The organism is Variovorax sp. TLI9-5A (genome assembly GCF_056867935.1).
The window spans coordinates 60,976-81,429 of sequence record NZ_CP200310.1 but is presented as its reverse complement, the minus strand read 5'-3'; the positions used below and the strand labels follow the sequence as shown (position 1 = coordinate 81,429).

Genomic DNA, 20,454 nt, shown 5'->3' with positions numbered 1-20,454 from the left:
AAAGATCGCTATATAATCTGAGGCTCACGCGGGAATAGCTCAGTTGGTAGAGCGCAACCTTGCCAAGGTTGAGGTCGAGAGTTCGAGACTCTTTTCCCGCTCCAAATTGCAAAAAGGCCACCTCATCAGGTGGCCTTTTTCTTTGGTGCTTCAGTTCAGCCTTTTGCCGCCAACACGGTCCCCCGGCTCTCCCCGAACCCGATGCGCGCATGCCCCGGCTTCTCGCACCAGCCGCGCAGCAGCACCGCGTCGCCGTCTTCGAGAAAGCCGCGCTGTTCGCCATTGGCAAGCGTCACGGGGCTTTGCGCCGCGCGTGTCAGCTCGATGATCGCGCCCGCTTCGCCTTCGCCGGGGCCCGAGATCGTGCCGCTGCCGAAGAGGTCGCCCGGGTTCAGGCTGCAGCCGCCCATGGTGTGGTGCGCCACCATCTGCGCGACGGTCCAGTACTGGTGCCTGAAGCTGGTGGAGGAAAGGCGCGATGGCCCGGTCTTCTCCCGGCGCGCCTTCTCGCTTTCGAGCCAGACCTCCAGCCGGATGTCGAGCGCGCCGCTCTCGCGGTTCGCCGCATGCTCCAGGTAGGCCAGCGGCTGGGGCTCGTTCGACGGACGGGTCCATGCCTGCCGGTAGGGCGCGAGCGCCTCCATCGTCACGATCCACGGCGAGATCGTGGTGGCGAAGTTCTTCGCCAAGAAGGGCCCGAGCGGCGCCATTTCCCAGAACTGGATGTCGCGCGCCGACCAGTCGTTCAGCAGGCAGATGCCGAAGATGTGTTCGTCCGCGTATTCGAGCGCAATCGCGTCGCCCTGCGCGTTGCCCTTGCCGATCCACACGCCCAGCTCCAGCTCGTAGTCGAGCCGTGCGCAGGCGTGGTACGTGGGCGCCTTCGCGCCCGGTGCCATGGCCTGTCCCATCGGCCGATGAAAGCGCTGGCCGCTCACGCCGATGGTGGAGACGCGCCCGTGGTACGCGATCGGGATCCAGCGGAAGTTGGGCGTCACGTCGCCATCGGGGTTCATCAGGCGGCTGATGTTCAGCGCATGGTCGATCGAGGTGTAGAAGTCGGTGTAGTCGCCGATGCGAGCGGGCACGGTGTATTCGACGTCGGCCTGCGGCACGAGGCATTCGCGCACGGCCTGCACCGCGGCGATGGGCGAGTCGTTCTTCAGCAGCTCGAAGAGCGCGTGGCGCAGCGCTTTCCAAGCGCCGTTACCGAGTGCGAAGAAGTCGTTGAGCGCCGGCAGCGCGGCTGCCTTCGCCGCGTCGAGCGCGAGGCCATCGAGCTGCTGCTTCGTGACGAGCGCGGCCAGGTCCAGCACCTGGTCGCCGATCGCGACGCCGCCGCGAAATGCCTCGGCGCTGCCGGCGCGGCGGAACACCGCATGCGGCAGGTTCTGGATCGGAAAGTCGCTGTCCGTCGCGTTGGCCGATTCGACCCAGCTGCGCGCGTGAACGTCGTGCGTGTGGTTGAGTGCGATGCTCATGAACGCGACCTCATGCCGAAGCCATCAGCGCGTCGTCGAAGATCGCGACCGCGCGCGTCCACCCGGCCGAAGCGCCGCGAATCTTGTGCGGAAAGCAGCTGATGTAGAAGCCCGTGGGCGGCAGGGCCTCCAGGTTGTGCAGCTTCTCGATGTGGCAGTAGCCGATGTCGCGGCCGGCCTTGTGGCCTTCCCAGATCAGCGAGGCGTCGTGCGTCTCGCCGTACTTCTTCGCGGTGTGCACGAAGGGCGCGTCCCAGCTCCATGCGTCGGTGCCCGTGAGGCGCACGCCGCGCTCCAGCAGGTACATCGTCGCCTCGTAGCCCATGCCCGCGCCAGCCGACACGTAGTCGGGGTGGCCGTAGCGCGAGCCGGCGCGGGTGTTGATCACCACGATCTCCAGCGGGCTCAGCGTGTGGCCGATGCGCTTCAGCTCGGCCTCGACGTCGGCGGCCGTCACCACGTAGCCGTCGGCGAAGTGGCGGAAGTCGAGCTTCACGCCGGGCTGGAAGCACCATTCGAGCGGCACGTCATGGATGGCGATGGCGGGTTTCTTCTCACCCAGCGCCTTGTCCATGGTCGAGTGGAAGTGATAGGGCGCATCGAGGTGCGTGCCGTTGTGCGTCGACAGCTGCACCAGCTCCACCGCCCAGCCTTCGCCGTCGGGCAGGTCTTCCTTCTTCAAACCGGGAAAGAAGGGCTCGATCTGTTCGTAGGTCTGCTCGTGCGTGAAATACTGGATCTTCGGCGCGAAGGCCGGCGGGTCGGAGAGCACGTCGTTTTCGAGAAAGATCGAGAGGTCGACGAATTTGCGTGGCATGGGAACTCCTTGTGGGGTGTACGTGTTGGAGGAAGACGAAGGAATCAGGGGCGCTGCCAGCGCAGCAGGCGTTGTTCCGCGAAGGCCAGCAGCGCATTGCTCACGAAGCCGATGAGCCCGAGCAGCACGATGCCGGCGAACAGGTCGCTCGCACGGAAGGCGCGCGCGGCCAGCAGGATGGCCTGGCCCAGGCCGCTTTGCGAGGCGATCATCTCGCCCACCACCGCGACGATCAGCGCGATGGTCAGCGCCAGCCGCATGCCGGCCAGGATGTCGGGCATCGCGTTGGGCAGGCCCATCTTCCAGATGTACGCCGCGCGCGACATCTGCAGGCAGCGCGCCACTTCCGCGAGGCGCGGCTCCACGGCGGCGAAACCGTGCACCGTGGCCAGCAGCACCGGCCACATCGCGCCGAAAGCCACCACGAAGAGCACCATGCCGGGGTTCAGCCCGAAGATGGAAATGGCCAATGGCAGCAGCGCGGAGGCGGGCAGGGGGCGGATGAATTCGAGCGTCGGCTGAATCCATGCGCGCACCGATGGCGACACGCCGATGGCCGCGCCCAGCAACACGCCGAAGAGCGAGGCGAGCAGCCAGCCTTCGATCATCCGGCCCACCGTGGCGCGCGTGAAGCCGAGCAGCTCGCCGCTGCCTTCACCGCTTCCCGAAAGATTGAGCCCTTCGAGCAGGCTTGCGAAGGTGGCTTGCGGCGTCGGCAGGAACACGCGGCTCACCCAGCCGGCATTGCTCGCGATCCACCACAGCGCAACGAGCGCCAGCAGCACGCCCAGCGAGCCGAACCTGTACAGGCCGATGCGGCTGTCGTCGCTCATGACGGCACCCCCATGCGCCGCGACACCGCGCGCTGCAGCACCAGCATGCCCGCGTTGACCGCGAAGCCCACGATGCCGATCCAGCCCAGCCAGGCGAGCATCAGCGCGGGGTCGAAGCTCTGCTGCGCGATCATCATCGCGTAGCCCATGCCGTTCGGGTTGGCCGCGATCTCCACGGTCACCGCCACCACCAGCGCCACTGCCACGCCAAGGCGCAGCGCGACGAAGAGGCGCGGCACGATGGCCGGCAGTACGATCTTGAAGGCTCGCTCGCGCGCCGACAGCCCCAGCACGCGACTGACTTCGAGCAGCCGCGGCTCGACCTGCTGCACCGCCGCCTGCACCAGCACCAGCAGCGGCCAGAAGGTGGCGAAGGCGACGATGGCCAGCTCCATGCGCACGCCGAAGCCGAAGCCCAGCATCGCAAGCGGAATCAGCGCGACGGATGGAACGGGCCGCAGCACTTCGATGGAAACCGAGCCCAGCTGTGCCGCGCGGCGCGAGAGCCCGAGCATCACGCCGAATGCGATGCCGAGCACCGCGCCAAGCAGCAGCCCGAGCGCGGCGGTGCCCAGCGTGAAGCCGGTGGCCGTCCAGAGCGAGCCGTCCATGGCGGCACCCACGAAGGCTTTCGCCGCAGCGCTGGGCGGCGCGAGCGCGTCGCTGCCAAGGGCCGCTGCGCGCCGCGCATACCACTCGAAGGCGCCGACCAGCACCACGGGAAACACACAAGGCCGCAGCCAGCGGTAGAAGCGGCTGTCAGTCATGGCCCTGCTCGATGAAGGCGAAGAGTTCGCGGCGCAGATGCAGGTATTCCGGATGCTCCTTGGTCGAGAGCTGGTCGCGCGGGCGCGGGATCTTCACGTCGATCATCCGCGCGAGGCTGGGCCGGCCCGGCCCCGGGTTGGCCTGCAGTGCGATCACGCGGTCGCCGAGGTAGATGGCCTCTTCGAGATCGTGCGTGACGAAGAGGACAGTGAGCCCGTCCTCGCGCACCAGCCGCGCGAGCTCGTCCTGCAGGCTCTGGCGCGTGAGCGCATCCAGCGCGCCGAAGGGCTCGTCCATCATCATCAACTCGGGCTTCTGCGCGAGGCAGCGGGCGATCTGCGCGCGCTGCTGCATGCCGCCCGAGAGCTGCACCGGGAACTTGTGCGCATGCTTGGCGAGGCCGACCTTGCCGAGCACGTCGGCGATGCGCGGTGCGCGCTCGGACGCTGGCACGCCGGCCGCCTCGAGCGCGAGGCTCACGTTGCCTTCCACTGTGCGCCAGGGCAGCAGGGCGCGTCCGTAGTCCTGGAACACGAAGGCCACTTCGCGCGAGGGCTCGGTCATCTTCACGCCGTTGCGCCGCACCTCGCCCGCGCTGGCCGTGACGAGCCCGCTGGCCGCGCGCAGCAGCGTGGTCTTGCCGCAGCCGCTGGGGCCGACGATGCAGACGAACTCGCCGCGCGCCACGTCGAACGAAGTGGGCGAGAGGATCTCCCGACCGCCGAGGCGGATGGCCACGCCGTCGAAGCGCAGGAAAGGTGAGGCTTGCGTGGCGGCGCCGGCCGATGCGTGAAAGGCGCCCGGCTGCAATGCAGCGCGCGCGGTGACTGGAGCGGGTGCTGCGATCACTTCGCCACCAGCTTCGCCACGTCGATGTTCGTCTTGAGCATCTCCTGCTCCTTCATCAGCCCGGTCCAGTAGGAAAGCTGCTTGTCGGTCACCACGGGGCCGGGCGGCGAGACCTGCACCTTGGCCAGCACGTCGGGCGGCAGCTTGATGTACTTGCCGATCGATGCGCGCACCTTGGCGTCGTTCTTCGGCTGCTGCATGAAGGCGGCGGCCTCGACCAGCGCCTCGCGGAAGGCGCGCGCCGCCGCCGGGTTCTTCGCCACCCACTCGCGCTTGGCCGCGTGCACGATGGTCTGGTTGTTCTCGGGCAGGAAGGTCGAGTAGTAGGAGGCTACGTAGCCCGCGCCGCTCTCGGTGATGCGGCTCATGAACGGATCGGCCGACACCACCGCGTCGACCGAGCCGCCGCGCAGCAGGTCGGCATGCTGCGGGAATGCGGCTTCGACGAAGTTGACCTTGCGGTAGTCCACGCCGCTGTCCTTCAGCCATGCGCGGAAGGTCACGTGCAGGAAGGCGCCCAGGCCTGGCACGCCGATCTTCTTGCCCACGCAGTCCTGCGCGCTCTTGATGCCCGAGCCCGCTCGCGCCACCAGGCCGAAGCCGGTGATCGTCTTCGAGGTGAGTCCGCCGCCGGCCACCAGCACCAGGTCGAGACCGCCGTCCACCGCCTGCAGGAACACCGAAGGCGTGGGGCCGCCGATCTGCAGCGAGTCGGACTGCAGCGCGGCCGGGATCGTCGAGTTCAGCGGGATGAACTTGAGCTCCACCTCGAGCGCGCGCTTCTTGAAGTAGCCCTCCTCTGCGGCCACGAACACCGATGCGAAGTCGGTCACGGCCGTGTAGCCGAACACGATCTTCGTGGTGGACTGGGCGCGTGAAGGCAGCGCCGCGGCAGCCGAAGCCGCGGCGAGCGCCGACAGCAGGGTGCGTCGTTTCATCATGTCTTCTGTCTCCTGGAGGTGGTTTTCTTGCGTGGGGTCTTGGGCCGGGGCAGGGCAGCACGCAGGCCGCCGACGATGAAGCTCACCAGCATCGGCGCCACGGCCGGGTCGGCGCGCGTGTTCTCGCCGCGCGAGAGCCGTTCGATGCGGCTGTCGTTCAGGTGATGCAGTAGCGAGCCCAGCGCGAACTGGTAGGCCCATGCGGCCTGGCCGCGCGTGGCGTGCGGCATCGCGAGGTGCAGCGCGTCGATGTAGGCCTCGGCCAGCGGATCGAAGTAGGCGCGCAGCACGCGGTCGGCTTCCTCGGTTGCGTGATACAGCTCGCGCGCCACCAGCAGCGCGTAGTACTCGCCCTCGGCGCTCGCGCGCAGCGCCAGCACGGGCGCGGTGAAGGCTTCGATGATCCGCGGCAGTGTGCGCGCGTCGTCGGGGTCGATGTCCACCGCGGCCAGGCCCGCCAGCCGCGCCTCGATGGAGTGGCCCCAGTGCTCGAAGATCGCGTGAAACAGCTCGTGCTTCTGTCCGTAGTAGTAGCCCACCAGCGCCAGCGGCACGCCGGCCTCCTCGGCGATCTGGCGGATCGTTACCGCGTGGTAGCCGTGCTGCGCGAAAAGCTTCTCGGCCGCCAGCAGGATCGCGTGCTTGCGATCGGGCTTCGCAGTCTCGATGGCGACTGCGGCAATGGCCTGTGCCGGGGCGCGCGAGACCTGGCGCTTTGCGGTGGGTATGCGGGTACTCATCGGGGCCGTATTGAACGCTTGTACAAAAACATTGAACACGCGTACAAACCCTGAGGTCAACCCTCATTGAGCACGGTCGTTCGCGGCGCTACGCTCGTGCAATGCCCGCTCCCAACATCCCCCAGATCCGCCTCTACCAAGACTGGCTGCGCGAGACGCGCGGCCTCGCATTCGACAGCTACGACGCCCTGTGGCGCTGGTCCGTCACCGAGCTCGACGCCTTCTGGCAGAGCATCTGGGACTACGCCCGCATCGAGTCGCCCACGCCGCACACGGCGGTGCTTGCCGAATCGCGCATGCCCGGCGCGCGCTGGTTCCCGGGCGCCCAGGTCAACTACGCGCGAGAGGTGCTGCGCCATGTCGACGCGGCCCATGCCGCCGGCATGCCCGCCATCGTGAGCGACAACGAGCTCGGCGAAGTGCGCGAGATGTCGTGGCCCGAGATGCGCCGCCAGGTCGCATCGGTCGCGCTCACGCTGAAGTCGCTGGGCGTGAAGCGCGGCGACCGCGTTGCGGCCTACATGCCCAACGTGCCCGAGACCATGGTGGCCTTTCTCGCATGCTCCAGCATCGGCGCGATCTGGAGCGTGTGCGCGCCCGACATGGGCACGGCCGCCGTGGCCGACCGCTTCCGCCAGATCGAGCCGAAAGTGCTGATCGCCGTCGACGGCGTGCACTACGGCGGCAAGCCGCTGGACCGCGGCGCGGTGCTTCGGGAACTGCGCGGGCAGCTGCCCAGCGTGCAGAAGCTGCTGCTGGTGAACTCGCCTTATGCGGCCGATGCGGTGCCGCACGATGTCGAATGGACGCAGGCCATCGCGCGCGACGATGGCGAGATCGCCGCCTTCGAGCCCGAATGGCTGCCCTTTGACCACCCGATCTGGATCGTCTACTCGAGCGGCACCACCGGCCTGCCCAAGCCCATCGTGCACGGGCAGGGCGGCATCATCCTCACCATGCACGCCTGCGGCCTGCACAACGACGTGGGCGCGAGCTATGGCGCCAACAACTTCGGCGAGCGCTACCACTGGTACAGCTCCACCGGCTGGGTCATGTGGAACTCGCAGCTCTCGGGCATGGCCTTCGGCGCCACCATCTGCATCTACGACGGCAACCCGGCGGGCAGCAAGGAGAAGCCCGACTGGAGCGTGTTGTGGCGCTTCGTGGCGCGCCACAAGGTCACCTTCTTCGGTGCGGGCGCGGCCTACTTCACCAACTGCATGAAGGCCGGGCTCGTCGCGAAGGAATGCGGCGACCTTTCGCGCGTGCGCGCGCTGGGCAGCACCGGCTCGCCGCTGCCCGAGGAAGTGCAGCGCTGGGGCTCGAAGCAGATCCTCGATGCGGGCTCGAAGGAAGTGTGGTGGTGCAACATCTCTGGCGGCACCGATTTCTGCGGCGCCTTCGTCGGCGGCAACCGCGACCTGCCCGAGGTGCCGGGCCAGATGCAGTGCCGCGAACTCGGCCATGCGGTCGAAGCCTGGAACGAGCAGGGCCAGCCGGTCATCGGCGAAGTGGGCGAGCTGGTGTGCACCAAGGCCATTCCGTCGATGCCGCTGTACTTCTGGGGCGACGAGGGCAACGCGCGCTACGTATCGAGCTACTTCGACACCTACCCCGGCGTCTGGCGCCACGGCGACTGGATCAGGATCGGCGAGGACGGCGGCTGCATCATCTACGGCCGCAGCGACGCCACCATCAACCGCCAGGGCCTGCGCATGGGCACCAGCGAGATCTACAGCGCCGTCGAGGGCCTGCCCGAGGTGCTCGACTCGATGGTGGTCGACCTCGAATACCTGGGCCGCGACAGCTACATGCCCCTCTTCGTGGTGCTGCGTCCCGGCGTGGCGCTCGACGACGCCATGCGCGCGAAGATCAACAACGCCATCAAGACATCGCTCTCGCCGCGCTTCGTGCCCAACGACATCTTCCAGGTGGCCGAGATACCGCGCACGCTCTCTGGCAAGAAGCAGGAGCTGCCGATCAAGAAGCTGCTGCTGGGCCAGCCGATCGAAAAGGTTGTCAACCGTGAAGCAATGGCAAACCCGGGCAGCCTCGATTGGTACGTGACCTTTGCCGCGCAGCGTGCCTCCGCATAATGGGCGGATGAAAAGACGCACCAGCCTCCTCATGTTCTCCGCCATCGCGGGCGCCTCGCTGCTGAGCGCCTGTGCAGTGCCCTCTTCGCCGGCAGCGGGCGGCACCGCGCAGCTGCGCGTGACCGGCACGGTCACCTACCGCGAACGCATTGCGCTCGACCCCGCGGCCGACATCGTGGTGCAGCTGCTCGACGTGTCGCTCATGGACGCGCCCTCGAAGGTGCTCGCCGAGCAGCGCATCAAGGCCAACGGCAAGCAGGTGCCCTTCGCCTACGAGCTGAAGGTCGATGCCGCGCGTATCGACCCGCGCATGCGCTATGCGGTGTCGGCGCGCATCACGCGAGGCGACCAGCTGCTGTTCATCAACGACACGCAGTATTCCGTGCTCACCCAAGGCGGAGCCACCAGCGCCGACCTCGTGCTGGTGCGCGTCACGCAGGCGCCGCGCTAGGCGCCGGTCACGACATCACCAGCTCGTAGAGCACCATGCGCGTCTGCCGGCCGCGCAGCTCCACCTGTTCCTCGATGCGCCGCGCATGCAGCCGGCCATCGAGCCCGGCAAAGGTGGTTTCCGATATCAGCGCCTGCGTGCCCAGCTGCTTGTTGATGCCCTCGATGCGGCTCGCCACATTGATCGCATCGCCGAACGCGGTGTACGAGAGCCGGTCGTTCGAGCCCAGCACCCCCGCGATCACCGTGCCCGTGTGAATGCCCACCCGGGTGCGGAACTCGGGCAGGCCCTGTTCGGCCCACTTGCGGTTGAGATCGTCCATCTCCACGTGCAGTTCCAGCGCGGCCAGGCAGGCCTTGTACTCCGCATCCTTCAGGTCGGAAGGCGCACCCCACAGCACCATGATGCCGTCGCCGATGAACTTGTCGACCACGCCGCCATGTCGCGCGAACACGCCGGTTGCGAGGTTGAAGTACTCGGTAAGCATGCCCACGAGCACGTCGGTGTCCAGCGACTCAGAGATGGAGGTGAAGCCTTCCACGTCGGTGAACATCACCGTCACGCGGCGCGGCGAACCCGAAGGGGCGAGCGCGTGGCCTTCGTCGATGAGCTGGTTGATCACGTCCACCGGCACGAACTTGCTGAAGGCCTTGAGGCTGCGCGCGGAGTCGTCCAGCGCCTGGTCCAGGTGCTGTATCTCGAGCACGCGACTCGGTTCGCGCGGCAGGTTGTCGAGTTCGAGCAGGCCGATGCGGCGGGCGATGTGCGAAAGGTTCTCCACCGGCGCGGTCACCAGCTTCGACAGCTTCAGCGACATGAACAGCGCGATCACCAGGAAGGCCACCGCCAGCCCCAGGCCCCACAGCACCGCGCGGTGCAGGTCGCCCAGCAGCATGTCTTCGGGCACCCAGCTCACCAGTTGCCAGCCGGTGCTCGGGATGCGCGATGTCTGCACCAGGTAGCGGTGGCCTTCGTAGGTGAAGGAGAACTCCGCGTCCTTGCCGCTGCCCGCCGTGCCGGCCGCCATCATGTGGGCGTGCAATGCGCCGAGCACGCCGCTGGGCGACTCCAGCTTGTGCAGCACGCCGGGCAGGTCGCTGCGCGCGAGCACGTGGAAGTCGGCGCTCAGCAGCGCGCTGTCGCCGTAGCCGTCGCTGTTGAACTGGCGCACGAATTCCGAAAGCCGCCCGAGCGAAACGTCGCCCGCCACCACCAGCCTCTGCGAGCCGCCCGGGTAGCTGCGCTGGCTGGGCAGCGCGTAGGTCACGCCCAGCTCCTGCGCCGCGGCAAATACATAAGGCTGCGTCCATATCGGCCCGCCCGCCTTGCAGGCCTGCATGTACCAGCCGCGCTTGGTCGGGTTGTAGTCGCTGCGGAAGGCGCCCAGGCGCTGGGTGGCGTAGCGCTGCTGCACGTCGGCCTCCGCGTCCAGCGGCAGCTTGTACTGCCAGGTCTCGGTCGTGAAGCCATCGCCCAGCTCGATGTGGCGCATGGCCGGCACCGGATAGCGCAGGGCCATCAGCATCTGGCCCCTCTCGTTGCTCACGTAGATGCTGTCGAGTTCGGGCGACTGCTGCAGCAGCGTCCAGAGCAGCTCTGCCGTTCTTTCGGAATGCTCGCCGGCCGGCTGAAGGCTGGGAGCGGTGCCCACCGCGTTGATGACCGACTCCGCCTTCTGCAGGAAGGCCAGCACCTTGTCTTCGGTGCGGTCGTGGTTCGACTTGTGCGCCGACACGCCGATGCGCGACACCAGCCTCTGCGAGCCCCAGTAGCCCAGCGACACCAGCAGCAGCGACTGCGCCAGCGCCACCGCGCTCACGATGGTGCCCACGTCCACCCTGAAGCGGCGTGAGCGCCCCGGCGGCGCCACGAGCGCCACCGTGGGGGGCGACGCTCCTGTGACAGATTGGACCGACGGCTTTCCAGCCGCTTCCGGATTTCCGGACGAGTTCTTGTTCATACAGCTCCCTGACAACCACTCGACGCCGCAAGGCCGAAGCCGCGGGCCGGCTTCCGTCAGGCCCACGGCCCCGATCGTTGGTGTCGGGGTCCGTGGCTGCGCGGAAGCGGGCGTGATTTTCGCTCGACTTCGGTCTTCCGTGCGGTACTGCACGGTGCCGCTGCGGCGTTGACCTGTCTAGACCAGTCCGGCGAAGCTGCAGGGAGGGCGACGCGTCAGCGCGCGTCGTGGAAGATGATGCCCAGCGTGTGCCGGCGCCCCGAACACACGCGGCTCACGCCGTGGCGCATCGTCACGCGGTAGCTGCCGCGCGTGCCGGCCACCGGCCGCTGGTTGACCGCGAAGATCACAGCCTCGCCCTGCGAGAGCGACACCACCTCGGCGCGCGACTGCATGCGCGGGCGCTGCTCGGTCAGCACGAACTCGCCGCCGGTGAAGTCGCGGCCCGGCTCGCTCAGCAGCACCGTGAGCTGCAGCGGAAACTGCAGGTCGCCATACAGATCCTGGTGCAGGCAGTTGTAATCGCCCTCGTCGTAGCGCAGCAGCAGCGGGGTGGGGCGTTCCTGGCCGGCCGCGTGGCAGCGCGCGAGATACGCGGCGTGCTCCGCTGGATAGTCGGCCGGCTGGCCCATCGCCGCTGCCCATGCGTTGGCCAGCGGCGCGAGGCGTTCATAAAGAGCGCCGCGCCATGCCGCCAGCTTGGGCGGCAGCGGATAGGCGAAGTACTGGTACTCGCCCTGGCCGAAGCCGTGGCGCTGCATCACCACGCGGCTGCGGAAATGGCGGGGCCGGTCGTACATGGCCACGAGCGCGGCGCATTCGGTCGGGGTGAAGAGCGCGGTGCCGGTGGTGGCGCAGCCGCGGGCGGCGATGCCGGCTTCGATGCGGGGCCAGTCGAGAGCGTCGACCAGGGAGGCTGGGGTTGCTGCTGTCATGCACGCAGTGTCCCGTCTTCGGTGCTGCGGGGCTCGCCGTTTCCGGACGCGGCTTTCCGCGCGGGCTCGCGTCGCGGGCTTTGAAAGGCCAGGCAGAGGCTGCTCGCGGTTTTGAGCGATCATCCCTCTATGGCAAGAGAAAAAACCACTGCGCGCGAAAGCTCCACAGGGCAGCTGGTGCAGGGCCGCCCGGTGGCCGTGCTGGGGCGCGGCATGACGCTGGTGAAGGTCGGCAAGGCGCCGCGTCCGGAGGTTCGGCCCGAAGACAACACCACGGTGCTGATGAAGAAGGCGGCCCGCGCCCTGGGCAAGCCCGGCATCGACAGGTCGGTGGTCTTCCGCGGGCCCAACGCGGCCAAGGTGTACGCCTATTCGGCCTATCCGCCCGACCCGAGCAAGATCGTGCGCGAAGCGGCCGACGGCACCAAGGTCATCGGCCGCATGGTCGACGGCAGGTTCCGCGCGAGCAAGGCGTGAGCAGCAGCCGACCGCCGAAGCTCGAGAAACTGCTGGAGCAGACGAAGGGCCCGCGTCCGGTGGCCTTCGTTCTGGCGGGCCACAACGGCTCCGGCAAGTCCACCCTCTGGTATTCGCGCCTGGCGCCCTCGCTGCGCCTGCCGCTGGTCAACGCCGACCGCATGATGATGTCCATCCTGCCCGACGCCGACCCCGCCACCGGACACATCCCCGGCTGGGCCCAGCGCCTGCGCGACGACGACGAGCGCTGGCAGGTGCTCTCGCAGAAGGGCGTGCGCGCCTTCAAGAGCCTGGTGATGGACCAGCGCATGCCCTTCGCCTTCGAAACCGTCTTCTCGCACTGGAAGCCGCTGCCCGGCGGCGGCCACGAGTCGAAGGCCGACGACATTCGCGCGATGCAGGAGGCCGGCTACTTCGTCGTGCTGCTCTTCGTGGGGCTGGTGTCGGTCGACATGTCCGTCTTCCGCGTGAGCACGCGCAAGCAGCAGGGCGGCCACGACGTGGACCGCAAGAAGCTCATCGAGCGCTTTCCCCGCACGCAGGCGGCGGTCGGCCACGCGGCGCAGATCGCGAACATGACGCTGATGTTCGACAACAGCCGATCGGAGAAGAACGCCTTCTCGCTGGTGCGCGCGCAGGCGAAGAAGTCGGTGCTGTTCGACGCGCGCGATCCGCAGTTCGACGTGGACCCTGAGCTGCGCGCCGTCTGCGACCCTTGGCTGGAGAAAGTCACGGGGCCGTTCAAGGCGCCGCGCGTCTCGCCGCCGAAGAAGAGCGCTGCGGCGGCATCGGCAACGCCGACAACGACAACCTGAACGGAGACCTTGTGAGCACCTCGAATCGATCCCCCGATCAACCCGGCGACTGGCAACTCCCCTGGACCGGCGGCTGCCGCTGCGGCCAGGTGCGCCTGCGCATCAGCGCGCCGCCGCTGCTGTCGATGGCCTGCCACTGCACCGGCTGCCAGACCATGAGCGCGAGCGCCTTCTCGCTCTCGCTCGCCATCCCCGCGCAGGGCTTCGAGGTGGTGTCGGGCGAGCCCGTCATCGGCGGACTGCACGGCGACGATTCGCACCACTACTTCTGCCCGCACTGCAAGAGCTGGATGTTCACGCGCACCGAGGGGCTCGACTACTTCGTCAACCTCCGTCCGTCGATGCTCGACAGCCACGCATGGGTCGAGCCCTTCGTCGAGACATGGACCGACGAGAAGCTGCCCTGGGCCACGACGCCCGCGAAGCACAGTTTTGGCGCCTTGCCCGAGATGGACGCCTTTCCGGCGCTGATCGAGGCCTATGCCCGGGAAGGTGCCCGGCCCGCAAAGCGCTGACGGGAAGGGCTGACGCCATGACACCCCAGGCCGTTCTCGACCACTACGACCAGGGCCTGTTGTGGCCCGCCGATCGCCCGCTCCCGATCGCCGCCGATGTGGACGCCGCCTACCAGCAGGCACTGGCCTTGCGCACGCTTCGCACTGCGCGCGGCGAGCGGGCCGTGGGCTACAAGATCGGTTTCACCAATCGCATGATCTGGCCCCGCTACGAGGTCTACGCGCCCATCTGGGGCACCGTGTGGAACACCACGCTCACGCGCAGCAGCGGCGGCACCGGCGAAGTAAGCCTCGACAAGCTCTGCCAGCCGCGCCTCGAACCGGAGATCGTGTTCGGCATGGCAGCCACACCGCCGCGCAGGCGCACCGGCCCTGATGCCCGGCGACGTGGTCACCACCGGCACCTGGACCGATGCCTGGCCGCTGGAGCCCGGCCAGTCTTGGCGCGCCGAGTTCGACGCGCCCTTCGACTCGCTCGGCATCACGCTGCGTTAGCTGTGGATTGTGTCGTTCACAGCGGCGCGATCGGAATGCAGATGTCGCATTCGAAGGCCCGCGTCTTCTCGTCGAACGCATTGCACGGCGGGAACGCGCGGCACGGGTTGTTCTTCAGCCTTGTCGCGCCTGCTCCAGCAGCCAGTCGCTGAAGAACTTCAGAAGCGGCCGCTGGTCGGCCCGCTCGGGCGTCACGAGGTAGTAGTTGCGTTCGCCCGAGAGCGGCCGCGCGCAGGCTACCACCAGCTCGCCGCGCGCGAGCTCGTCGGCCACCAGCATCGTCGGCATCAGCGCCACGCCCAGGCCGTGCGATGCGGCTGCGGCGAGGATGGAGAACAGTTCGTAGCGGGGGCCGCCGCGCGCATTGGGTGCGTCGATCTGTTGCGCGTCGAACCACTGGCGCCAGCCGTCGGGGCGCGTGCTCTGCTGCAGCAGCGGCATCTTGGCGATGGCGGCGGGTGTCACGGCCTTGCCGCGCGGCAGCAGGGCGGGGCTGCACACCGGCACCACGTCCTCGTGCATCAGCAGCAGCGCGCGCGTGCCGGCCCAGTTCTCGACTTGCGCGGGCGTGCCGGCGTAGAGGGCGGCGTCGAACTCCGCATCGGCGAAGAGAAAGGGGCGGGTGCGCGTCTCAATGTGCACCACCACGTCGGGCTGCAGCGCCGCGAAGCCCTTCAGGCGCGGCATCAGCCAGCGGGTGGCGAAGGTGGGCACGGCCGCCAGCGAGAGCGAGCCGCCTTCGCCCTGGTGCGCCATGGCGTCGAGCGTGTCGCGCTCCATCGCTTCCAGCCGTTTGCTGATCTGCCGCGCGTAGGCCGCGCCGCTGGCCGTGAGCGCCACGCCGTGCCGCGTGCGGCGGAACAGCGCCACGCCCAGGAAGGCTTCGAGCGTGCCGATCTGGCGCGACACCGCGCTCTGCGTGAGGGCCAGTTCCTGCGCGGCGCGCGTGTAGCTCTCGTGGCGCGCGGCGGCGTCGAAGCACACGAGGGTCTGCAGGGGCGGGATCTTGCGGCGCATGTATGCCTCGGGTGTATGTATGGAATCGAAGGCTCACCAATGGAGGAGCCGCTCGAACATCTTGCAAGACATTCTACGAACGCATATCTGGGTGCGGATTCCTCGTTTGCGTCATGGCCCTCGCGTGGCTAGCATCGCCCCATTCCCCTGTTTTCTCTCTCTCTTCTCTTTCCCCCTTTTCCGGAGACAGCCACATGGCCGCCAAAGCGCAATTCCACTGGGACGACCCCCTTCTTCTCGACCAGCAGCTGACCGACGAAGAACGCATGATCCGCGACGCGGCCAATGCCTACTGCCAGGAGCGCCTCGCGCCCCGCGTGCTCGAAGGCTTCCGCACCGGCGAGACCGACCCCGCCATCTTTCGTGAAATGGGCGCCCTCGGCCTGCTGGGCCCCACCATCCCCGAGCAGTACGGCGGCCCGGGCCTCAACTACGTCGCCTACGGCCTGATCGCCCGCGAAGTCGAGCGCGTCGACTCGGGCTACCGCTCGATGGCCAGCGTGCAGAGCTCGCTGGTGATGGTGCCGATCTTCGAATTCGGCTCCGAGGCGCAGAAGCAGAAGTTCCTGCCCAAGCTCGCCACCGGCGAATGGATCGGCTGCTTCGGCCTGACCGAGCCCGACCACGGCTCCGACCCCGGCAGCATGGCCACGCGCGCCAAGAAGGTGCCCGGCGGCTACTCGCTCACCGGCTCCAAGATGTGGATCAGCAACTCGCCCATCGCCGACGTATTCGTGGTGTGGGCCAAGGAAGTCAGCGAGAGCGGTGCCGTCGGCCCGATCCGCGGCTTCGTGCTCGAGAAGGGCATGAAGGGCCTCACCGCCCCCGCTATTCACGGCAAGGTCGGCCTGCGCGCGAGCATCACCGGCGAGATCGTGATGGACGGCGTGTTCTGCCCCGAAGAGAACGCCTTCCCCGAAGTGCAGGGCCTCAAGGGTCCCTTCACCTGCCTCAACAGCGCCCGCTACGGCATCTCATGGGGCGCACTCGGCGCCGCCGAAGACTGCTGGCACCGCGCCCGCCAGTACACGCTGGACCGCAAGCAGTTCGGCCGCCCGCTCGCCGCCAACCAGCTGATCCAGAAGAAGCTGGCCGACATGCAGACCGAGATCACGCTTGGCCTGCAAGGCAGCCTGCGCCTGGGCCGCATGAAGGACGAGGGCATTGCTGCGGTCGAAATCACCTCGATCATGAAGCGCAACAACTGCGGCAAGTCGCTGGACATCGCCCGCATGGCGCGCGACATGATGGGCGGCAACGGCATCAGCGACGAGTTCGGCGTGGCCCGCCACCTGGTGAACCTGGAGGTGGTCAACACCTACGAAGGCACGCACGACATTCACGCGCTGATCCTGGGCCGCGCCATCACCGGCATCGCAGCTTTCGCCAACTGAGCCGCATGACCAAGCCCGCAGCACTCGACGGCATCAGGGTCCTCGACCTCTCCCGCGTGCTCGCGGGCCCGTGGTGCACGCAGATCCTCGCGGACCTGGGCGCCGACGTCGTCAAGATCGAGCGCCCCGGCGTCGGCGACGACACGCGCACCTGGGGCCCGCCTTTCATCAAGGATGCGGACGGCAACGACACCGACCAGGCCAGCTACTTCACGGCCTGCAACCGCAACAAGCGCTCGGTCACGGTCGACATGGCCACGCCCGACGGGCAGGCGCTGCTCAGGCAGATGGCGGCGCAGGCCGACATCGTGGTGGAGAACTTCAAGACCGGCGGCCTGAAGCAGTACGGCCTCGACCACGAGAGCCTGCGCGCGGCCAACCCGCGCCTCATCTACTGCAGCGTGACCGGCTTCGGCCACGACGGCCCCTACGCCGAGCGCGCCGGCTACGACCTGATGATCCAGGCCATGACCGGCATGATGAGCATCACCGGCCGTCCCGACGACGTGCCCGGCGGCGGCCCGCTGCGCGTGGGCGTGGCGCTGACCGACCTGTTCACCGGCGTCTACGCCAGCACCGCCATCCTCGCGGCGCTGCAGGTGCGCGATCGCACCGGCGAGGGCCAGCACATCGACATGGCGCTGCTCGACGTGGGCATGGCCATCCTCGCCAACCAGGCCAGCGCTTTCCTCAACACCGGCAAGCCGCCCGGACGCCAGGGCAACACGCACCCCAGCCTCGCGCCGTACCAGGACTTCCCGACGCAGGACGGCGCGATGCTGCTGGCCATCGGCAACAACGGCCAGTTCGCGCGCTTCTGCGAGGCCGGCGGCCACCCCGAGTGGGCGACCGACGCGCGCTTCGCCACCAACACCCTGCGCGTGAAGCACCGCGGCGTGCTGATCCCGATGATGGAAGAGCTCACCCGCACCCGCACCACGGCCGCGTGGGTCACGCTGCTCGAAGACAAGGCCGTGCCCTGCGGCCCGATCAACGACATCGCGCAGGCCTTCGACGATGCGCAGGTCAAGGCGCGCGGCCTGGCGGTCACGCTGCCGCGCGACGCGGGCGACGGCATCGCCAGCATCACCGGCGTGGCGAGCCCGCTGCGCCTGTCGGCCACGCCGCCCGTGCTGCGCCATGCGCCGCCGGCGCTGGGCCAGCACACGCAGGAAGTGCTGGCGGAAATGGGCATCGACGCGTCCCGCTTCGAGGCCTTGCGGTCGGCCGGCGTGGTCTGAAGACGAAAGAGAAAAAGAAGGAAGAGGCCATGGTCAGCCCGATGCCCATGCCCGCTTTCTCGGTGCTGCGCATCGACCATGTCGTGCTGCGCGTGAAGGATGCCGAGCGTTCCATCGCCTTCTATCGCGGCGTGCTGGGCTGCGCCGTCGAGAAGCGCCGCGACGACTTGGGGCTCGTGCACCTGCGCGCGGGCACCAGCCTGATCGACCTCGTCACGCACGATGGCCCGCTGGGCAGGCAGGGTGGGGCGCTCGCCGGTGCGGAAGGCCGCAACGTCGATCACGTCTGCCTGCGCATCGAGCCCTTCGACGAAGCCGTCATCCGCACGCTGATGGCCGAGCATGGCGTCGCGGTGCACGGCGAGGTACAGAACAACTTCGGCGCCGAGGGCAACGGGCCCTCGATCTACATCGCCGACCCCGACGGCAACACCATCGAGCTCAAGGGCCCGGCGGCCTGAGCCTTCCTTTTTCCTGATTCCCTCCGTCCGGAGATTTGTACGCCACTGTGTCTGCATGGCGCAGCGTACACACGCGCATGCAAATCGGCCGGTGGTTCGACACATCGCGGATACAGCGCGTCGATGTAATTCCTGCATCGCTTTCGACGCACATCGCACGAAGCGACGAGGCCTTCGACAGCCGGGCCTCATTCCGAATCATTGTTCATGCAAGGAGCCACCATGACCGAAAAGCAAGTCCTCTACACCGGCAAGACCCACACCACCGGCGGCCGCCTCGGCGCATCGCGCAGCAGCGACGGCCACCTCGACATCCAGCTGTCGCCCCCCGGCGGCAACGGCACGGGCACCAACCCCGAGCAGTTGTTCGCGGCGGGCTGGTCGGCATGCTTCATCGGCGCGATGGGCAAGGCCGCGGGCACGCTGAAGGTCAAGCTGCCGGCCGACCTGTCGGTGGATGCCGAAGTCGACCTCGTGCTCGAAGAGGGCCAGTATTTCCTGCAGGCCCGCCTGAACGTGACCCTGCCCGGCCTCGACCGCGAGACCGCACGCGCCGTGGTCGACACCGCGCACCAGACCTGCCCTTATTCCAAGCTCACGCGCGGCAACATCGAGGTGGAGCTCAACCTGGTCTGAGCAGACCGCTGGCCGGATCGACGACGCGGGCTCGCGGCTGCGCGACAGCCCCGGGGCCCGTTCAGCCCGCGCGCCCGATGGTCGCCACGCCGAACACGATCACGCCCAGCGCAAGGTTCACCGTCACCAGCTTGCGCACCATGTTCAGCCGCGCAGCAGCCACCGGCCAGGCGCTTTCATCCACCGCGCGGCGCATCGCACTGAACACCGAGGCGCGGATGTAGATATAGATGGCGGCCATCACGATGGCGATGCTCATCATGGCCTCGATGCGCCAGTGCAGTCCGCGGAAGCCGCCGCCGGCAAGGATCATCGCCACGCCGGTCACGAAGAGCAGCGTGACCGATGCGTCCACCCCCACGAAGAAGCGCCGCAGCGTCGCGGCCATCATGCGCAGGCGCTGCGGCGGCTGTTCGAGCGTAGCCACGGCCGAGGGGCGCACGGCGAAGTGCATGGTCGCCATGCCGCCGACCCAGAAGGCGGCGCACAGCAGGTGGATGAAGAGGGCGGTAACGTAGAGCATCGTGGGGCCCGATCAGAACACCGAAGGGCCACGGCGCGCAAACGAAGCCCTTCATCGTCATTCGGAAGGCTTGGTCTCCGCGAAGCGCCGCATGTCCGCCACCACCTGCCGAAGCAACTCCGCCGCGGCCGGCGAGAGCATGCGCCCGTGGCGCGACACGATGTGCGATCGGCCCTGAGACAGCAGCGGGTTCTTCATCGGCAGTTCGACCAGTTCCGGGTTGCTGGCATTGGGCGTGAGCGAGATGCGCGTGCCCAGCGCATAGCCCAGCCCCGCCGACACGAAGTGCCCGAGCGCGCTGAAGGATGTGGTGGTCAGCAGCGATGGCAGGCGCACGCCCTCGCTGATCTCGGCGGCCTCGATGTGCTGGCGCACGCCGAAGCTGCGGTGCAGCGTGGCGCCCGGGTAGGGCTGCAGGTCGCCGAGCGTCAGCGGCCGGCTCAACTGGGCGAGCGGGTGCGAACGCAGCACCATCGCCTGAATCGGCTGCGAGTGCGACTGGTGCGAGGTCAGCCGCTCGTCCTTGGGCGGCTGGAACAGCATGCCGATGTGGGCGCGCTCCTCCACCACCCGCTGCACGATCTCGTCGGTGCTGGCCACGTCGAGGTCGATGGTGATCTTCGGATGCGAGGTCATGAAGTCGCGCAGGCTGTGGCGCATGAGCCAGTCCACATAACCCTCGCCGGCCACGATGTCGATGTGGCCGCGCTCGATCTTGCGGATGCTGTCCAGCTGCGCCATCAGGTGCTGCTTCTGGCTGTTCTGCCGCCGCACGTAGCCGGCCAGCATCTGGCCCGCGTCGGTGGGCACCACGCCGCGTCCGTGGCGCTCCAGCAGCGGCAGGCCGCACTCCTGCTCCAGGATGCCGATGGCGCGGCTCACGGCCGAGGGGTCCATGTCGAGCACCTCGGCGGCGCCGCGCACGGAGCCGCTGTCCAGCACCTGCATGAAGTAGCGCACGCGGCGCGTGTCGAGCTTGTCGTCCATGGCCTTCGTCTCCTGAGTGTTG

22 protein-coding genes and 1 tRNA gene are annotated in these 20,454 nt (G+C 68.1%); 11 read left to right on the top strand and 12 right to left on the bottom strand.

Going from position 1 to position 20,454, the window contains the following annotated elements:
- Positions 1-28 precede the first annotated feature (28 nt).
- Positions 29-104: transfer RNA gene (locus AC1VNX_RS00415), tRNA-Gly, on the top strand.
- 51 nt (positions 105-155) lie between these two features.
- On the opposite strand, the gene fahA is transcribed toward AC1VNX_RS00415, so the two are convergent.
- From fahA to AC1VNX_RS00380, 7 genes are read right to left on the bottom strand one after another with little or no spacing between them, the layout of a single operon-like run.
- The gene (gene fahA / locus AC1VNX_RS00410) at positions 156-1,481 is read right to left on the bottom strand and encodes a fumarylacetoacetase (protein ID WP_483154968.1); all 1,326 of its coding nucleotides are present in this window, start codon (positions 1,479-1,481) and stop codon (positions 156-158) included.
- A 10-nt stretch (positions 1,482-1,491) separates the two neighbouring features.
- Complete coding sequence (locus AC1VNX_RS00405) at positions 1,492-2,298, bottom strand: cyclase family protein (protein WP_483154967.1); 807 nt, start codon at positions 2,296-2,298, stop codon at positions 1,492-1,494.
- Positions 2,299-2,342: 44 nt separating this feature from the next.
- Positions 2,343-3,131 (bottom strand): ABC transporter permease, encoded by a 789-nt coding sequence (locus AC1VNX_RS00400; RefSeq protein ID WP_483154966.1) that lies wholly within the window; start codon positions 3,129-3,131, stop codon positions 2,343-2,345.
- Positions 3,128-3,898 carry an ABC transporter permease gene (locus AC1VNX_RS00395; protein ID WP_483154965.1) on the bottom strand — a complete coding sequence of 257 codons (771 nt, stop codon included), beginning with the start codon at positions 3,896-3,898 and terminating at the stop codon, positions 3,128-3,130. Before AC1VNX_RS00395 ends, AC1VNX_RS00400 begins: the two co-directional genes overlap by 4 nt.
- The gene (locus AC1VNX_RS00390) at positions 3,891-4,748 is read right to left on the bottom strand and encodes an ABC transporter ATP-binding protein (protein WP_483154964.1); all 858 of its coding nucleotides are present in this window, start codon (positions 4,746-4,748) and stop codon (positions 3,891-3,893) included. The genes AC1VNX_RS00395 and AC1VNX_RS00390 overlap by 8 nt, the downstream gene beginning before the upstream one ends.
- Positions 4,745-5,689: an ABC transporter substrate-binding protein gene (locus AC1VNX_RS00385; RefSeq protein WP_483154963.1), complete on the bottom strand. Its 945-nt coding sequence runs from the start codon at positions 5,687-5,689 to the stop codon at positions 4,745-4,747. The genes AC1VNX_RS00390 and AC1VNX_RS00385 overlap by 4 nt, the downstream gene beginning before the upstream one ends.
- A complete protein-coding gene (locus tag AC1VNX_RS00380) occupies positions 5,686-6,429 on the bottom strand; it encodes a TetR/AcrR family transcriptional regulator (RefSeq protein ID WP_483154962.1) in 744 nt (247 codons plus the stop codon). The genes AC1VNX_RS00385 and AC1VNX_RS00380 overlap by 4 nt, the downstream gene beginning before the upstream one ends.
- 101 nt (positions 6,430-6,530) lie before the next feature.
- On the opposite strand from AC1VNX_RS00380, the gene AC1VNX_RS00375 reads away from it, so the two are divergent.
- Both AC1VNX_RS00375 and AC1VNX_RS00370 read left to right on the top strand, forming a co-directional pair.
- Positions 6,531-8,525, top strand: a complete 1,995-nt coding sequence (locus tag AC1VNX_RS00375) for an acetoacetate--CoA ligase (RefSeq protein WP_483154961.1) — start codon at positions 6,531-6,533, stop codon at positions 8,523-8,525.
- Positions 8,526-8,532: 7 nt separating this feature from the next.
- Positions 8,533-8,976, top strand: a complete 444-nt coding sequence (locus AC1VNX_RS00370; RefSeq protein ID WP_483154960.1) for a YbaY family lipoprotein — start codon at positions 8,533-8,535, stop codon at positions 8,974-8,976.
- A gap of 7 nt (positions 8,977-8,983) precedes the next feature.
- On the opposite strand, the gene AC1VNX_RS00365 is transcribed toward AC1VNX_RS00370, so the two are convergent.
- Both AC1VNX_RS00365 and AC1VNX_RS00360 read right to left on the bottom strand, forming a co-directional pair.
- Entirely contained in the window at positions 8,984-10,936 is a 1,953-nt protein-coding gene (locus tag AC1VNX_RS00365; RefSeq protein WP_483154959.1) for an adenylate/guanylate cyclase domain-containing protein, read from the bottom strand.
- Between the two features lie 215 nt (positions 10,937-11,151).
- Positions 11,152-11,871 (bottom strand): 2OG-Fe(II) oxygenase, encoded by a 720-nt coding sequence (locus AC1VNX_RS00360; protein ID WP_483154958.1) that lies wholly within the window; start codon positions 11,869-11,871, stop codon positions 11,152-11,154.
- A 129-nt stretch (positions 11,872-12,000) separates the two neighbouring features.
- Here AC1VNX_RS00360 and AC1VNX_RS00355 point away from each other — a divergent pair, with 129 nt between their 5' ends.
- From AC1VNX_RS00355 to AC1VNX_RS00340, 4 genes are read left to right on the top strand one after another with little or no spacing between them, the layout of a single operon-like run.
- Positions 12,001-12,348 (top strand): hypothetical protein, encoded by a 348-nt coding sequence (locus tag AC1VNX_RS00355; RefSeq protein WP_483154957.1) that lies wholly within the window; start codon positions 12,001-12,003, stop codon positions 12,346-12,348.
- On the top strand, positions 12,345-13,163 hold the full coding sequence (locus tag AC1VNX_RS00350; RefSeq protein WP_483154956.1) for a zeta toxin family protein: 819 nt from the start codon (positions 12,345-12,347) through the stop codon (positions 13,161-13,163). Before AC1VNX_RS00355 ends, AC1VNX_RS00350 begins: the two co-directional genes overlap by 4 nt.
- Positions 13,164-13,174: 11 nt before the next feature.
- Entirely contained in the window at positions 13,175-13,678 is a 504-nt protein-coding gene (locus tag AC1VNX_RS00345; RefSeq protein ID WP_483154955.1) for a GFA family protein, read from the top strand.
- A gap of 17 nt (positions 13,679-13,695) precedes the next feature.
- A complete protein-coding gene (locus tag AC1VNX_RS00340) occupies positions 13,696-14,325 on the top strand; it encodes a hypothetical protein (RefSeq protein ID WP_483154954.1) in 630 nt (209 codons plus the stop codon).
- Here AC1VNX_RS00340 and AC1VNX_RS00335 read toward each other — a convergent pair.
- Positions 14,288-15,190 carry a LysR substrate-binding domain-containing protein gene (locus tag AC1VNX_RS00335; RefSeq protein ID WP_483154953.1) on the bottom strand — a complete coding sequence of 301 codons (903 nt, stop codon included), beginning with the start codon at positions 15,188-15,190 and terminating at the stop codon, positions 14,288-14,290. The genes AC1VNX_RS00340 and AC1VNX_RS00335 overlap by 38 nt on opposite strands.
- Before the next feature lie 194 nt (positions 15,191-15,384).
- Between AC1VNX_RS00335 and AC1VNX_RS00330 the strand changes: the two genes are divergently transcribed.
- From AC1VNX_RS00330 to AC1VNX_RS00315, 4 genes are all read left to right on the top strand, one after another.
- A complete protein-coding gene (locus tag AC1VNX_RS00330) occupies positions 15,385-16,584 on the top strand; it encodes an acyl-CoA dehydrogenase (protein WP_483154952.1) in 1,200 nt (399 codons plus the stop codon).
- Positions 16,585-16,589: 5 nt separating this feature from the next.
- Positions 16,590-17,825, top strand: coding sequence for a CaiB/BaiF CoA transferase family protein (locus AC1VNX_RS00325; protein WP_483154951.1), 1,236 nt, complete (start codon positions 16,590-16,592; stop codon positions 17,823-17,825).
- Positions 17,826-17,854: 29 nt separating this feature from the next.
- Positions 17,855-18,286, top strand: a complete 432-nt coding sequence (locus AC1VNX_RS00320; RefSeq protein ID WP_483154950.1) for a VOC family protein — start codon at positions 17,855-17,857, stop codon at positions 18,284-18,286.
- 222 nt (positions 18,287-18,508) lie between these two features.
- A complete protein-coding gene (locus AC1VNX_RS00315; protein ID WP_483154949.1) occupies positions 18,509-18,922 on the top strand; it encodes an organic hydroperoxide resistance protein in 414 nt (137 codons plus the stop codon).
- A 61-nt stretch (positions 18,923-18,983) separates the two neighbouring features.
- Here the strand turns inward: AC1VNX_RS00315 and AC1VNX_RS00310 are convergent, their stop codons facing one another.
- Together AC1VNX_RS00310 and AC1VNX_RS00305 are read right to left on the bottom strand one after the other, a co-directional pair.
- Entirely contained in the window at positions 18,984-19,445 is a 462-nt protein-coding gene (locus AC1VNX_RS00310) for a CopD family protein (protein WP_483154948.1), read from the bottom strand.
- Between the two features lie 57 nt (positions 19,446-19,502).
- Positions 19,503-20,432, bottom strand: a complete 930-nt coding sequence (locus tag AC1VNX_RS00305) for a LysR family transcriptional regulator (protein ID WP_483154947.1) — start codon at positions 20,430-20,432, stop codon at positions 19,503-19,505.
- Positions 20,433-20,454: the final 22 nt, after the last annotated feature.

Excerpts from the sequence above, each read along its gene's own strand:
- AC1VNX_RS00360 (WP_483154958.1), bottom strand. The coding sequence starts at position 11,871 with ATGACAGCAGCAACCCCAGCCTCCCTGGTCGACGCTCTCGACTGGCCC.
- AC1VNX_RS00380 (WP_483154962.1), bottom strand. The coding sequence starts at position 6,429 with ATGAGTACCCGCATACCCACCGCAAAGCGCCAGGTCTCGCGCGCCCCG.
- AC1VNX_RS00335 (WP_483154953.1), bottom strand. The coding sequence starts at position 15,190 with ATGCGCCGCAAGATCCCGCCCCTGCAGACCCTCGTGTGCTTCGACGCC.
- AC1VNX_RS00370 (WP_483154960.1), top strand. The coding sequence starts at position 8,533 with ATGAAAAGACGCACCAGCCTCCTCATGTTCTCCGCCATCGCGGGCGCC.
- fahA (WP_483154968.1), bottom strand. The coding sequence starts at position 1,481 with ATGAGCATCGCACTCAACCACACGCACGACGTTCACGCGCGCAGCTGG.
- AC1VNX_RS00395 (WP_483154965.1), bottom strand. The coding sequence starts at position 3,898 with ATGACTGACAGCCGCTTCTACCGCTGGCTGCGGCCTTGTGTGTTTCCC.
- AC1VNX_RS00320 (WP_483154950.1), top strand. The coding sequence starts at position 17,855 with ATGGTCAGCCCGATGCCCATGCCCGCTTTCTCGGTGCTGCGCATCGAC.
- AC1VNX_RS00385 (WP_483154963.1), bottom strand. The coding sequence starts at position 5,689 with ATGATGAAACGACGCACCCTGCTGTCGGCGCTCGCCGCGGCTTCGGCT.
- AC1VNX_RS00330 (WP_483154952.1), top strand. The coding sequence starts at position 15,385 with ATGGCCGCCAAAGCGCAATTCCACTGGGACGACCCCCTTCTTCTCGAC.
- AC1VNX_RS00405 (WP_483154967.1), bottom strand. The coding sequence starts at position 2,298 with ATGCCACGCAAATTCGTCGACCTCTCGATCTTTCTCGAAAACGACGTG.
- AC1VNX_RS00365 (WP_483154959.1), bottom strand. The coding sequence starts at position 10,936 with ATGAACAAGAACTCGTCCGGAAATCCGGAAGCGGCTGGAAAGCCGTCG.
- AC1VNX_RS00355 (WP_483154957.1), top strand. The coding sequence starts at position 12,001 with ATGGCAAGAGAAAAAACCACTGCGCGCGAAAGCTCCACAGGGCAGCTG.
- AC1VNX_RS00340 (WP_483154954.1), top strand. The coding sequence starts at position 13,696 with ATGACACCCCAGGCCGTTCTCGACCACTACGACCAGGGCCTGTTGTGG.
- AC1VNX_RS00310 (WP_483154948.1), bottom strand. The coding sequence starts at position 19,445 with ATGCTCTACGTTACCGCCCTCTTCATCCACCTGCTGTGCGCCGCCTTC.
- AC1VNX_RS00315 (WP_483154949.1), top strand. The coding sequence starts at position 18,509 with ATGACCGAAAAGCAAGTCCTCTACACCGGCAAGACCCACACCACCGGC.
- AC1VNX_RS00400 (WP_483154966.1), bottom strand. The coding sequence starts at position 3,131 with ATGAGCGACGACAGCCGCATCGGCCTGTACAGGTTCGGCTCGCTGGGC.
- AC1VNX_RS00325 (WP_483154951.1), top strand. The coding sequence starts at position 16,590 with ATGACCAAGCCCGCAGCACTCGACGGCATCAGGGTCCTCGACCTCTCC.
- AC1VNX_RS00375 (WP_483154961.1), top strand. The coding sequence starts at position 6,531 with ATGCCCGCTCCCAACATCCCCCAGATCCGCCTCTACCAAGACTGGCTG.
- AC1VNX_RS00305 (WP_483154947.1), bottom strand. The coding sequence starts at position 20,432 with ATGGACGACAAGCTCGACACGCGCCGCGTGCGCTACTTCATGCAGGTG.